Origin of the sequence: Mesorhizobium sp. WSM4976, assembly GCF_029625685.1 — a bacterium.
GTDB lineage: Bacteria > Pseudomonadota > Alphaproteobacteria > Rhizobiales > Rhizobiaceae > Mesorhizobium.
Window position 1 is genome coordinate 60,049 of the sequence record NZ_JARTVT010000021.1, and the last position, 13,233, is coordinate 73,281.

A 13,233-nucleotide genomic window follows, 5' to 3' on the forward strand; every position below is an offset into this window, starting at 1 on the left:
TGCGCGCCTAACCCAGCACCACGTTGGCGGCGCTCTCCGGCAGATCCTCGCCAAAGGCGCGCTGGTAGAACTCGGCCACCACCGAACGCTCCAGCTCGTCGCATTTGTTGAGGAAGGTCAGGCGGAACGCCATGCCGATGTCGCCGAAGATCTCGGCGTTTTCGGCCCAGGTGATGACGGTACGCGGGCTCATCACGGTCGACAGGTCGCCATTGATGAAGGCCGAGCGCGTCATGTCGGCGACGCGCACCATCTTGTTGACGATGTCCCTGCCCTTGTTGTCGCGATAGTGCTTGGCCTTGGCCAGCACGATGTTCACCTCATTGTCGTGCGGCAGGTAGTTGAGCGTGGTGACGATCGACCAGCGGTCCATCTGCGCCTGGTTGATCTGCTGCGTGCCGTGGTAGAGGCCGGTGGTGTCGCCAAGGCCGACCGTGTTCGCGGTGGCGAACAGCCGGAAAGCCGGATGCGGGCGGATGACACGGCTCTGGTCGAGCAGCGTGAGCCGGCCCGACGATTCCAGCACGCGCTGGATGACGAACATCACGTCCGGCCGGCCGGCATCGTACTCGTCGAAGCAGAGCGCGACATTGTGCTGATAGGCCCAGGGTAGGATGCCGTCGCGGAACTCGGTGACCTGCAGGCCCTCCTTGACGACGATGGCGTCCTTGCCGACGAGGTCGATACGGCTGACATGGCTGTCGAGGTTGACGCGCACGCAAGGCCAGTTGAGCCGCGCCGCGACCTGCTCGATATGCGTCGACTTGCCGGTGCCGTGATAGCCCGACACCATCACGCGGCGGTTGTAGGCAAAGCCGGCGAGGATCGCCAATGTCGTCGCCTTGTCGAACAGATAATCCGGGTCGATGTCCGGGACATGCTCGGTCGCCGCCGAATAGGCAGGAACGACCATCTTGGACTCGAAACCGAATTTCTCCTTCACCGACACCGTCGTGTCGGGCAGGTTGGCGATGTCGCGATCGACCTTGTTCATCTCTATCAACGTCTCCACGGGCGAAACGCCGCGTTTCGCCGGCAATCGATTTTGTCCGGGGGCGGTCTTAGAGCCTTTTCCAACCTTATGAAAGTTGGAAAACGACACGGACCGTAGGGCCGCTCAGCACAATCCTGCCTGCTTGAGCACGCGATAGGCCTGCAGCACATCGCGGAACCGGTCTTCCGAACCTCTGTCGCCGCCATTCGCATCCGGATGGTGGCGCTTAACCAGTTCCTTATAACGCGCCTTGATGTCCTGACCAGTCGCCTTTGTATCAAGGCCAAGCGTTTCCAGCGCCTTGGCCTCAAGCGGCTTTGCCTTGCGTTCGCGCGGCTCGCGCGAGCCTGAACCGAACAGATTGAACGGATCGCGCATGCGGTTGTAGTAGCCGGCGCGCCCCGAGCGCTGCTGCGCGAAATCCGGCGCCGAGCGCGTCCCGCCGCCGTTGGCGCCCATGCGCCAAGTCGGCCTGTGGCCGGTCAGCGCCTCTTTCTGGAAGCGGGCGATCTCGCTGTCCGACACGCCGGAGAAGTAGTTGAAGCCTTTGTTGTATTCGCGCACATGGTCGAAGCAGAAGCGGAAATACTCGCCTTCCTTTAGGCGCCCGACCGGCGCCCGGTGCGTGCCGGCTTCGTTGCAACCATCCCACTGGCAGATCGGCGCGCGCGACTTCAGCTCCGCGTCCTTCTCCGGCCGGATCCGGATCTTTTCGAAATATTTGGGATACGCTTTCATCTCACCCATTTATGGGCTGTTCGCATGTGCGAAACAAGAATTGACATTTCGCCGATGATCGCCCTAACCGCTGAATCGCGGCTTAAAAGCGGTCGAAATGCAAGATTTTGCGGCTGTGCCGCATATGTGGTGAAGGGAAGCCCTGATGTCCATACAGGCCAAGATGGAAGACAAGCTGAAAGCGGCATTTTCGCCCGAGCGGCTCGCCGTCATCAATGAAAGCCACCTTCATGCAGGCCATCATCATGTCGAATCCGGCCATCATGCGACGTTCGACGGCACCGGCGAGACGCATTTCCGCGTCCGCATTGTCTCGCCGAGTTTTGCCGGCATGAGCCGCATCGACCGCCACCGCGCCGTCAACGAGCTGCTTGCCGACGAACTGCAAGCCGGCGTCCACGCGCTGGCGATCGAGCCGGCGGCACCCGGCGAGAAGACTCGCTGGTAATCAGGTCACCGTCGCCTTCAGGAACGCCAGTGCCGCCGCGGTCAAGGCGTCGCCATCCTGGCCGAAATCGCCATTGATCGACATATGCGTATAGGCGCTGCCGTCGAACAGCGTGACCTTCGTGCCGGTGGCGCGCAGGCGTTCCGCGAAAGCCTTTGACTCTTCGCCTCGCCCGGGCGCGCGCGAATAGGCGATGAAGGTCGGCGGATGTTTTTTGCCCTCGACAAAGGTCGCGGGCGAAAGCGCCGCCCATTGTTTCGGGTCGGAGAAGACACGCGCATAGGCGCGCACCATGCCGCCATTCCTCGAAAGCGCGGCAAGATCATAGGCCCTGGTGTCGTCCAGGATCAGCGCGGCGACGCCCGGCAACCCTCCGCGCATGCCGGTCAGCGCGACCAGATGGCAGCCGGCCGAATGGCCCATGCCGACGATGCGGTCCGGATCGCCGCCATGCCGGGCGATGTTGGCGCGCAGAAAGGCGTAGGCCTTTTCGACGTCGCCGGCCTGGGTCGCGACATCCGCTTCCGGCAGCATTCGGTAATCGATCGAGACGAACACGAAGCCATTGGCGAGCAGGAAGCCCGGCTTTGAGCCGACCTGGCTGCGCTTGCCGAACCGCCAGGCGCCGCCATGGACGAAGAAGACCACCGGCAGGTTCTTGGCGCCGGCCGGTGCGTAGATGTCGAGCTTGGCCGGACCGTAATCGAAGGTCTGCGGCTCCGGCTGGACCGGACGCCCGGCGGCTGACGCACCCGCCGGCAGCAGCGCCGCCAGTGATGCCACGATGAAGTAGCGTCGATCGATCATCGCCATCTCCGGCCTGGTTGTGTCGCGGCGGGCACGAGTGCTCGCTACGCGCCTCGTCTACGAACCAAAAATGACAACTTTCGGTGCGAAAACGAATCCGCTTCTTGACCGTCCGCTGGCAATCACCACGTATGTTCATAGGCGAGCATTTGCGGCCGAATCGGGGTGTCCCGAAGGCCAAAGTCGGAGTGCATTGTGCGCTCTCTCTTCAGATGAAGGGAACCACAATGCTTTCCGGCGGTTGATGAAGCGATGAGCCGATTGGCAGCCTATCGGCTCCGAGGCAAAGCATCATGCGCGAGAACCAATCCGACGTCTTCGATCTGTTTTCGGAGATTTATTCCAACGCGGCCCAGGAAGAGATCAGTCTTCAGCAATATCTGCTGGCTTGCCGCGAGGACAAATCCATGTACGCCTCGGCGCCCGAGCGCATGGTTGAGGCGATCGGCGAGCCGACCCTGGTCGACACCAGCAAGGACGAGCGGCTCGGCCGCATTTTCTCCAACCGCACGATCAAGATCTATCCCTCCTTTTCCGACTTCTACGGAATGGAGGATACGATCGAGCGCATCGCCGGATATTTCCGCTACGCCTCGCAAGGCCTCGAGGAGCGCAAGCAGATCCTCTATCTTCTCGGCCCGGTCGGCGGCGGCAAATCCTCGCTCGCCGAACGGCTGAAGAAGCTGATGGAAGAGCGGCCGATCTACACGCTCAAGGTCGGCAACCAGATCAGCCCGATTTTCGAATCGCCGCTCGGCCTCTTCCATCCCGACCGGATGGGCGATCTGCTGGAGGACAAATACGGCATCGCCCGCCGCCGCCTGAACGGACTGATCTCGCCCTGGGCAGCCAAGCGCCTGGATGAGCTGAAGGGCGACATCTCGAAATTCAGCGTCGTCAAGCTGATGCCGTCGCGGCTGCGCCAGATCGCCATCGCCAAGACCGAGCCCGGCGACGAGAACAATCAGGACGTTTCGGCCCTGGTCGGCAAGGTCGACATCAGGCAATTGGAGCATTTCAGCCAGTCCGACCCGGACGCCTATTCCTACAGCGGCGGCCTGAACCGGACCACGCAAGGCCTGCTCGAATTCGTCGAGATGTTCAAGGCACCGATCAAGGTCCTGCACCCGTTGCTGACGGCCACCCAGGAAGGCAGCTACAACGGCACCGAGAATTTCGGCGCCTTCCCCTATCAGGGCATCGTCGTCGCCCATTCCAACGAATCGGAATGGCAGCAGTTCAAGAACAACAAGAACAATGAGGCCTTCCTCGACCGCATCCTCGTGGTCAAGGTGCCCTATTGCCTGCGCATCACCGAGGAGCGGCAGATCTACGAGAAGCTGCTGCGCGAGAGTGAGCTGGCGAACAGCCCCTGCGCCCCAGAGGTGCTGGACATTCTCAGCCGCTTCACCGTCTCGACCCGCCTTGCCGAGCATGAGAACTCGCCGCTCTACACCAAGATGCGCGCCTATGATGGCGAGAACCTCAAGGAGGTCGACCCGAAGGCGAAATCGGTGCAGGAATATCGCGACGCCGCCGGCGTGGACGAAGGCATGACCGGCGTCAGCACGCGTTTCGCCTTCAAGATCCTGTCGCAGACCTTCAACTACGACACCAAGGAGGTGGCCGCCGATCCCGTCCACCTGATGTACATCCTCGAAGAGGCGATCAAGCGCGAGCAATTCCCGAAGGAAACCGAGGCCGCCTATCTCGAGTTCATCAAGTCGGAACTCGCTAGCCGCTATGCCGAGTTCATCGGCCACGAGATCCAGAAGGCTTATCTGGAATCCTACAGCGAGTACGGCCAGAACCTCTTCGACCGCTACATCGCTTATGCCGATGCCTGGATCGAGGATCAGGATTACAAGGATCCCGACACCGGCCAGATCCTCAACCGTGAGGTTCTGGAGAAGGAGTTGTCGCAGGTCGAGAAGCCAGCCGGCATCGCCAACCCCAAGGACTTCCGCAACGAAGTGGTCAAGTTCACCTTGCGCGCCCGGGCGCGCAACCATGGCCGCAACCCGTCCTGGACGAGCTACGAAAAGCTTCGCGAGGTTATTGAGAAGCGCATGTTCGGCCAGGTCGAGGACCTGTTGCCGGTGATCAGCTTCGGCTCCAAGCAGGACAGCGTCACGGAGAAGCGGCATAATGAATTCGTGCAGCGCATGGTGGAGCGCGGCTATACCCAGCGGCAGGTGCGCCGATTGGTCGACTGGTACATGCGCGTGAACAAGGCGGGTTGAGGAACGCCCGAACGGTGCCATGCCGATCTTCATCGACCGCCGTCTGAACCCGAAAGACAAGAGCCTTGGCAATCGCCAGCGCTTCCTCAGGCGTGCCCGCGAGGATCTCAAGCGCAGCATCCGCGACAAGGTCCGCACCGGCGGCATCGCCGAGCTCGACCGCGAACACGCCGTCCCAATGCCGCGCAAGGGCACCGACGAACCGACCTTCGGCGTCGACAAGCAAAGCGGCCGGCGCCAGCACATCCTGCCCGGCAACAGGACGTTCAGCCCTGGCGATCTTATCGACAAGCCTGGCGGCGGGGGAGGCTACGGATCGGCTCCGGGGACCACGGAGTCCGAAGATGACTTCCGCTTCGTGCTGTCGCGCGAGGAGGTGCTGGACCTTTTCTTTGAGGACCTCGAACTGCCGGATCTGGTTAAGCTCAACCTCAAGCAGATACTGAGCTTCAAGCCGAGACGGGCAGGCTTCGCCGCAAGCGGAGCGCCAACCAACATCAATGTCGGACGCACGATGCGCAACAGCCACGGGCGGCGCATAGCGCTCAGGCGCCCCAAGCAGACTGAGCTGGACGAAGTCGCCCGGCAGATCGCCGAACTGGAAGCAAAGCCGGCAAGCGCCGCGGTGGGCGAACGCATAACGGCGCTGCGCGAAGACCTTGAGCGGCTTGAGCGCCGGCGCCGGCGCATTGCCTATGTCGATCCGGTCGACATCCGTTTCAACCGCTTCGATCCACAGCCTGTGCCCAATGCGAACGCGGTCATGTTCTGCCTGATGGACGTCTCGGGCTCGATGGGAGAGCGCGAGAAGGATCTGGCCAAACGCTTCTTTGTGTTGCTGCATCTCTTCCTGACGCGCCGCTACGAACGCATCGAGGTCGTGTTCATCCGCCACACCCACCAAGCCAAGGAGGTGGACGAGCAGACGTTCTTCTATCACACCGAAAGCGGTGGCACGGTCGTCTCCACGGCGCTCGAGGAAATGCATCGCATCATCCAGGAGCGCTATCCGGCGGCCGAATGGAACATCTACGCCGCCCAGGCTTCCGACGGTGACAACTTCGCCACCGACTCCGAACGCTGCATAGAATTGCTCGACCGCAAGCTCATGCGGCTTTGCCAGTATTTCGCCTATGTGGAGATCATCGACGAGCGGGAAAGCCACATCTTCGGCTCAACCGAGAACGGGACGTCGCTCTGGCGCGCCTACAACGCCGTCGACGGCAAATGGCCGAACTTCCAGATGAGGCGCATTGCCGCGCCGGCCGACATCTACCCGGTCTTCCGCGAGCTCTTCGCCAGGCAGCCCGCCCTGCGCAAGAGCGCTTGAGGGGCTCGGGCGATGGTCAGCCAAGCGCGCAAATCCGAACTGCTGTTCTCCGGCTCGGACTGGAATTTTTCAAAGCTGTCCCGCGTCTATGACGAGATCGAGGCGCTCGGGACCGAAGAGCTGGGCCTCGACATCTATCCTGTGCAGATGGAGGTCATCTCTTCCGAGCAGATGCTCGACGCCTATTCCTCGGTCGGCATGCCGCTGATGTACCGGCATTGGTCGTTCGGCAAGCGTTTCCTCTACGACGAATTTCTCTACCGCAAGGGCGCGCGCGGCCTGGCCTATGAGTTGGTCATCAACTCCAACCCCTGCATCGTCTATCTCATGGAAGAGAACACCATGGCCCTGCAGGCCCTGGTGACCGCGCATGCCGCGCTCGGGCACAACCATTTCTTCAAGAACAATCATCTCTTCCGGCAATGGACCGATGCCGGCGGCATTTTGAGCTATCTGGATTTTGCCAAGAGCTACATCGCCCGCTGCGAGGAGCGGCATGGCCTGGCGGCGGTGGAAGCGATCCTTGACTCGGCCCATGCGCTGATGGAGCAAGGCGTGTTCCGCTACCATCGGCCGCCGAAACTGTCGTCCGAGCAGCAGCGCGAGGGGCTGCGCGAGCGCCTCGAATACGAGGAACGCTCCTTCAACGATTTGTGGCGAACGCTGCCGCCCTCTCAGGGAAGGAACAAGCCGGAAGCGGGGGACGAAATCCTTGCCGAGCGGAAGAAATCGCTCAAGCTGCCGGAAGAGAACCTGCTCTATTTCCTGGAGAAGAACAGCCTCGTCCTCGAACCCTGGCAGCGTGAGATCGTCAGGATCGTGCGCGTCATCGCGCAATATTTCTACCCGCAGCGGCAAACCCAGGTGATGAACGAAGGCTGCGCCACTTTCGTGCACTATACGATCATGAACACGCTGTTCGATCGTGGCCGCATCAGCGAAGGCGCCATGCTCGAGATCCTGCGCAACCACTCCAACGTGGTCTTCCAGCCGACTTATGACGATCCGCGCTACTCCGGCATCAATCCCTATGCGCTCGGCCTCGACATGATGCAGGATATCCAGCGCATCTCGACTGCGCCCACCGCCGAGGACCGCGACTGGTTTCCGGACATCGCCGGCCGCGGCGACTGGCGCGACACCCTGCTCGACGCCTGGGCCAACCACCGCGACGAATCCTTCATCCGCCAGTATCTGAGCCCGACGTTGATCCGCAAATGGCGGCTCTTCGTGCTGGCCGATGGCGCAGACGAGCCGCATTATGAGGTGGCCTCGATCCACAATGAGCGCGGCTATGCCAGGATACGGTCGGCGCTGGCGCAAAGCTACGATATTGGCGCCAGCCGCCCCGACATCCAGGTGGTCGACGTTGACCTGCTGGGCGACCGGCATCTGCGGCTGCAGCACAAGGTCAAGGACGGCATCATGCTCGAGGGCCAGAGCCGCGACGCAACGCTGCGCCATATCCGCAACCTCTGGGGCTACGAGGTCAGCCTGGCGGCAATCGATGCCGGGACTGGCGCGACGCTCAGCGAGCGTTGGACCAAGGAACTGTAAGACCGCAAGTTGCCATTCTAGCCTTCGCTGGCGGGACGTATCCTCAACCTGGCAATGCGGTTCTTGTCGCGCTTCATCACGACGAAACGCTTGCCGTGAAAGGTGAAAGCCTGCTTTTCCTCAGGGATCGACTGCGTCTCATGGATGACGAGGCCGGCGATCGTGGTGGCTTCCTCGTCGGGAAGGTGCCAGTCGAGCGCGCGGTTCAAGTCGCGGATCGGCACGGTGCCGTCGACGACGACCGAGCCATCGGCTTCTTTCTTGACGCCCTGCATGTCGACATCGTGCTCGTCGGCGATCTCGCCGACGATCTCCTCGATGATGTCTTCCAGCGTCACCAGCCCTTCGACCTCGCCATACTCGTCGACGACGATGGCGAAATGCGTCTTGCGCCGCAGGAAGGCGTTGAGCTGTTCCTGCAAGGTGGTGGTGTCCGGCACGAACCAAGGCTTCGCCGCGATCTTCATCACGTCGATCTGCGAAAAGTCGTTGCCGACCTCATTGAGGGCCCTCAGCAGATCTTTCGCGTGCAGGACGCCGACGATGTTGTCGAGCGAACCCTTCCACAGCGGCATTCGGGTGTGCGGACTCGTGAGGATCTCGCGCACAACCGCTTCGGGCGTATTGTCGGCGTTGACGGAGCGCATATTGGTGCGGTGGACCATGACGTCCGACACTTCGAGCTCATCAAGGTCGAAGAGGCCCTCGAGCCGGTTGCGCTCCTCACGGCCGGCTTCGCCGTCGCGACGGGAATCGTCGCTGTCATGATCCTTCCCGTTGCGCTCGCACCGCTGCGGCGGCTCGATCGGCCGCAGCGCATAGCCGACAGCGGCAAGCAAGCGGGCGCGAAACAGAAGCGCCATGATTACGATGGCGGCGAGGACGGCTGCGACGATCCAGCCGGCGTCGGTCATCCGGAACGGCTCCTATTGGACCGTTCGGGATGGCTCAGCTTGAGCCCTGCGGGATGGCTTGTCTTGAGGAAGGAGAGCACTTCCGAGGCCGGCACGTCCTTGGCGATGAACGACTGGCCGATGCCGCGCGTCAGGATGAAGGTCAGCGCGCCTCGCGAGACCTTCTTATCCTGGGTGATGAAGCCGAGCAGCGCCTCGGCGTCCGGCAACTCGCCCGGAATCTCCGCCATGCGCCAAGGCAGGCCGACAGCGCGAAGATGCGCCTCGACGCGTTCCGCGTCGTCGGGGCTCGCAAGGTTGAGCCGCGCCGAGAAGCGATGCGCCAGCGCCATGCCGATGGCGACGCCCTCGCCATGGACCAGGCGGGATCCGTCATATTGCGTGGCGGCTTCCAGCGCATGGCCGAATGTGTGGCCGAGATTGAGCAGCGCGCGGTCGCCGGTCTCGAACTCGTCGCGGGCGACGACATCTGCCTTGGCGCGGCAGGCCTCTGCGATCGCCTCGACCCGCGCCGGACCGCCGGCGAAGACCTGGCCCCAGTTCTGTTCCAGCCAGGCGAAGAAGGCGGGGCGGTCGATCAGGCCGTATTTGGCGAGCTCGGCATAGCCGGCGCGAAACTCGCGGATCGGCAGCGTGTCGAGCACTTGAGTGTCGGCCAGCACCAGCCTGGGCTGGTGGAAGACGCCGACGAGGTTCTTGCCGCGCGCGCTGTTGATGCCGGTCTTGCCGCCGACGGAGGAATCGACCTGCGCCAGCAGCGAAGTCGGGATCTGCACAAAATTCATGCCGCGCCGCACGATGCCGGAAGCGAAGCCGGCCAGATCGCCGATCACGCCGCCGCCGAGCGCGACCACCACGTCGCCGCGTTCGAGCTTTGCGGCGAGCACGCCGTCGACCACCTCCTCGAGATGGGCGAAACTCTTGGTCTTTTCGCCGGCCGGCAAAGTGATGACGGCGGACTGGATGCCGCCTGTCTCCAGCCCCGCCTTCAGCGTGTCGAGATGCGCGGCGGCAACGTTCTCGTCGGTGACGATGGCCGCGCGGGTGCCGGGAAGCCGCCGCGCGATCTCCTCGCCGGAGCGCGCAAGCAGACCAGAGCCGATCAAAATGTCATAGGCGCGGTCGCCGAGCCCGACCTCGACTTTCACCGGTTCGGCATGGCTCACGACTGCACCTCGTCCGTTGTGGCGCTTGTAGCGCCCGTCGCGATCGCCTCAACCCCGAGATGGGCGCAGAGAGCCGCGACGACTTCGCCGGCGATGATCTCCTTGCGGTCGTCGCGCGTCGGCACTGTCAGGTCGGCCATGGCATAGACCGGATACCGCTCGCCCATCAATTTCTCCAGCACTCCGCGCGGATCTGGATTCTTGAGCAGAGGCCGGTTCTGTTTCTTGGAGACCCGCTCCATCAACAGGTCCAGATCGGCCTTCAGCCAGACCGACACGCCATGCGCGGAAATCGCCTCGCGCGTCTGCGCGTTCATGAAGGCGCCGCCGCCGGTCGACAGCACCTGCGGGCCGTTTTCCAGCAGGCGCAGGATCACGCGCTGCTCCAGCGCGCGGAATTCCGGCTCGCCATAGCGCTCGAACAGTTCCGGCACCGTCATGCGCGAGACGCTTTCGATCTCCTGGTCGCTATCCATGAAGGGCAGCGAAAGCATCGTCGCCACCTTGCGCCCGATCGCCGTCTTGCCGGCGCCCATCAGCCCGACGAAGACGATCGAACGGCTGCCGAGCGCTTCGATCAGCGCGGCGCAGCCTTCGTCCGTCGGATTTGGTGGCAGAGCGTTCATCGGGGCCTCTTGCGCCGTATCGACATCAAAAGCCTGTTTGCGTCAAGCGCGGGTGCGCGAACGGGTCCGCAGCTTTTCCGGCAAAAACCTGCGGCGACCGGAATCCTTCGTCCTTGAATTGCCCGGTTTGGCGTCCCATAAGGGCACAGGGCTTTGGAAACGCAAAACAACAAGACGGGCGAAATTTGAATGCCGACTTTGTTTCGCTTCGTCGTGACGCTGGCGGTTCTGGCAGGCATTGCCTATGGCGCGATGTTCGCGCTGGCGATGTTCGTGGAGCCGAAAAAAGCAGAGATGAGCATCCGCATTCCCGCCGAAAAGCTCAACCCCAAGAAGAACTGACAAACCCGGCCCGATGAACAGCGCCGCCCGCATCGAAGCCTTCCTCGAAATGATGAGCGCCGAACGGGGGGCGGCTGAAAACACGCTTGCCTCCTACCGCCGCGACCTGGAGGATGCTTCCGAGGCGATCAAGGGCGGACTTGCGGGCGCCGGATCGGCCGACATCCGCGCCTATCTCGACGACGTTGCCGCGCGCGGCTTCGCGCCGACCTCGCAGGCGCGCAAATTGTCGGCGATCCGCCAATTCTTCAAATTCCTCTATGCCGAAGGCCTGCGCGGCGACGACCCGACCGGCACGCTGGACAGCCCGCGCAAGGGTCGGCCGTTGCCGAAGACGATGAGCGAGGCCGAGACCGGCCGCCTGCTCGACCGGGCGGCGCAGGAAGCCGGCGAAGCTGGCCCGGATGGCGACCGGATGGCCGCCTTGCGCCTGCACGCGCTGGTCGAGGTGCTCTACGCCACCGGCCTGCGCGTGTCGGAGCTGGTCGGTCTGCCGGTGACGGTGGCGCTGCGCGACGACCGCTTCTTCATGGTGCGCGGCAAGGGGGACAAGGAGCGCATGGTGCCGCTATCGGCCAAGGCGCGCGCCGCCATGCGCGCCTGGCTTGGCGCGAGGGCCGCGCGGCCGGCCTTTGCCGAGAGCCCGTTCCTGTTCCCGGCCTCCTCCGACAGCGGCCATCTCTCCCGACAGGTTTTCGCCCGCGATCTCAAGGGTTTGGCCGCGCGATCGGGAATAGCTGCAGCCAAGATCTCGCCGCATGTGCTTCGCCATGCTTTTGCCAGCCACCTCCTGCAGAACGGCGCCGATCTCAGAGCCGTTCAGCAACTCCTGGGCCATGCCGACATCTCGACCACGCAGATCTACACCCATGTCCTGGAGGAGCGGCTGGTGCGGCTGGTCAACGAACATCATCCGCTTGCCGACTAGGCCTCATATCGCTATGTGAGGGCGACGTTCCACCGCCCGGGGCCGGCATTTCAGCGGTTCCGCCAGCCATTTCGCCTTCCGACGGATCGGTCCGCTCAAGCATGTACAACTACCTCGACTTCGAAAAGCCGGTGCAGGATCTGGAGCTCAAGATCCTTGAGCTGAAGAAGCTTGCCGAGAACGGCGAGGCGGTCGATGTCGCCGAAGAGATCAGCCGGCTGGAAAAGCGTTCGCGCGATGCATTGCGCGACCTCTACAAGGCGCTCACGCCCTGGCAGAAGGTGCAGGTCGCGCGCCATCCCGACCGCCCGCATTGCGTCGACTACATCAAGGGGCTGTTCACCGATTTCACGCCTTTGGCCGGCGACCGCAATTTCGGCGACGACCAGGCGATCGTCGGCGGCTTCGCCCGCTTTCGCGGCGAGCCGGTAGCGGTCATCGGCCAGGAGAAGGGCTCCGACACGGCAAGCCGCATCAAGCATAATTTCGGCTCGGTGCGGCCTGAGGGCTATCGCAAGGCGGTGCGCCTGATGGAACTGGCCGACCGTTTCAAGATCCCGCTTCTTACGCTGGTCGACACCGCCGGCGCCTATCCCGGCGTCGGCGCCGAGGAGCGCGGCCAGGCCGAGGCGATCGCGCGTTCGACTTCCGCCTGCCTTTCGCTGAAAGTGCCGTCGATCTCGGTGGTCATCGGCGAAGGCGGCTCCGGCGGCGCCATCGCGATCGCCACGGCAAATCGCGTCTACATGTTGGAACATGCCATCTATTCGGTGATCTCGCCGGAGGGTGCCGCTTCGATCCTGTGGCGCGACACCACCCGCTCGAAGGACGCGGCGACCAACATGAAGATCACCGCGCAGGATCTTCTCGAGATGAAGATCATCGACGCCATCATCCCCGAGCCGATGGGGGGCGCCCAGCGCGCGCCGGAGACGGTAATTGCCTCCACCGGTGACCTCATCGCCAAGACGATGAAGGACTTTGCCGGCGCCAACACCGATTTCCGCGAGCAGCGTCGCGAGAAATACCTAGCGATGGGCCGCAGTCTCTGACCCGCCAAACCCTTCAACTGTGGCCAAGATGAGCATTTTTGCCACAAAAATGCCGCCGGATTCGGCTCAATGGGATTGCCGTGAGGGG

General features: G+C 63.0%; 13 protein-coding genes. 7 read left to right on the forward strand and 6 right to left on the reverse strand.

Going from position 1 to position 13,233, the window contains the following annotated elements:
• Positions 1-7: 7 nt before the first annotated feature.
• Together cobS and P9272_RS24260 are read right to left on the reverse strand one after the other, a co-directional pair.
• Positions 8-994, reverse strand: a complete 987-nt coding sequence (cobS, locus tag P9272_RS24255; RefSeq protein ID WP_126064171.1) for a cobaltochelatase subunit CobS — start codon at positions 992-994, stop codon at positions 8-10.
• 123 nt (positions 995-1,117) lie between these two features.
• Positions 1,118-1,741, reverse strand: a complete 624-nt coding sequence (locus P9272_RS24260) for a J domain-containing protein (RefSeq protein WP_128259845.1) — start codon at positions 1,739-1,741, stop codon at positions 1,118-1,120.
• Positions 1,742-1,877: 136 nt separating this feature from the next.
• Here P9272_RS24260 and P9272_RS24265 point away from each other — a divergent pair, with 136 nt between their 5' ends.
• Entirely contained in the window at positions 1,878-2,180 is a 303-nt protein-coding gene (locus P9272_RS24265) for a BolA family protein (protein WP_278162489.1), read from the forward strand.
• Here P9272_RS24265 and P9272_RS24270 read toward each other — a convergent pair whose 3' ends face one another.
• Positions 2,181-2,987, reverse strand: a complete 807-nt coding sequence (locus tag P9272_RS24270) for an alpha/beta hydrolase (RefSeq protein ID WP_278162490.1) — start codon at positions 2,985-2,987, stop codon at positions 2,181-2,183. It abuts the gene before it with no gap.
• 293 nt (positions 2,988-3,280) lie between these two features.
• Between P9272_RS24270 and P9272_RS24275 the strand changes: the two genes are divergently transcribed.
• From P9272_RS24275 to P9272_RS24285, 3 genes are read left to right on the forward strand one after another with little or no spacing between them, the layout of a single operon-like run.
• Entirely contained in the window at positions 3,281-5,230 is a 1,950-nt protein-coding gene (locus tag P9272_RS24275; protein ID WP_278162492.1) for a PrkA family serine protein kinase, read from the forward strand.
• A 19-nt stretch (positions 5,231-5,249) separates the two neighbouring features.
• Positions 5,250-6,560, forward strand: coding sequence for a YeaH/YhbH family protein (locus P9272_RS24280; protein ID WP_278162493.1), 1,311 nt, complete (start codon positions 5,250-5,252; stop codon positions 6,558-6,560).
• Positions 6,561-6,572: 12 nt separating this feature from the next.
• Positions 6,573-8,117, forward strand: a complete 1,545-nt coding sequence (locus tag P9272_RS24285) for a SpoVR family protein (protein WP_278162494.1) — start codon at positions 6,573-6,575, stop codon at positions 8,115-8,117.
• 17 nt (positions 8,118-8,134) lie between these two features.
• Here the strand turns inward: P9272_RS24285 and P9272_RS24290 are convergent, their stop codons facing one another.
• Genes P9272_RS24290 through P9272_RS24300 form a run of 3 tightly spaced genes read right to left on the reverse strand, consistent with a single transcriptional unit; the run spans position 8,135 to position 10,823 of the window.
• Positions 8,135-9,031: a transporter associated domain-containing protein gene (locus P9272_RS24290; protein WP_278162495.1), complete on the reverse strand. Its 897-nt coding sequence runs from the start codon at positions 9,029-9,031 to the stop codon at positions 8,135-8,137.
• A complete protein-coding gene (aroB, locus tag P9272_RS24295) occupies positions 9,028-10,197 on the reverse strand; it encodes a 3-dehydroquinate synthase (RefSeq protein WP_278162496.1) in 1,170 nt (389 codons plus the stop codon). Before aroB ends, P9272_RS24290 begins: the two co-directional genes overlap by 4 nt.
• A complete protein-coding gene (locus tag P9272_RS24300) occupies positions 10,194-10,823 on the reverse strand; it encodes a shikimate kinase (RefSeq protein ID WP_278162497.1) in 630 nt (209 codons plus the stop codon). Before P9272_RS24300 ends, aroB begins: the two co-directional genes overlap by 4 nt.
• A gap of 189 nt (positions 10,824-11,012) precedes the next feature.
• On the opposite strand from P9272_RS24300, the gene P9272_RS24305 reads away from it, so the two are divergent.
• From P9272_RS24305 to P9272_RS24315, 3 genes are all read left to right on the forward strand, one after another.
• The gene (locus P9272_RS24305; protein WP_042643428.1) at positions 11,013-11,165 is read left to right on the forward strand and encodes a hypothetical protein; all 153 of its coding nucleotides are present in this window, start codon (positions 11,013-11,015) and stop codon (positions 11,163-11,165) included.
• A 13-nt stretch (positions 11,166-11,178) separates the two neighbouring features.
• Positions 11,179-12,093, forward strand: coding sequence for a site-specific tyrosine recombinase XerD (locus tag P9272_RS24310; protein WP_278162499.1), 915 nt, complete (start codon positions 11,179-11,181; stop codon positions 12,091-12,093).
• A 101-nt stretch (positions 12,094-12,194) separates the two neighbouring features.
• Positions 12,195-13,145 carry an acetyl-CoA carboxylase carboxyltransferase subunit alpha gene (locus P9272_RS24315; protein WP_128259855.1) on the forward strand — a complete coding sequence of 317 codons (951 nt, stop codon included), beginning with the start codon at positions 12,195-12,197 and terminating at the stop codon, positions 13,143-13,145.
• Positions 13,146-13,233: the final 88 nt, after the last annotated feature.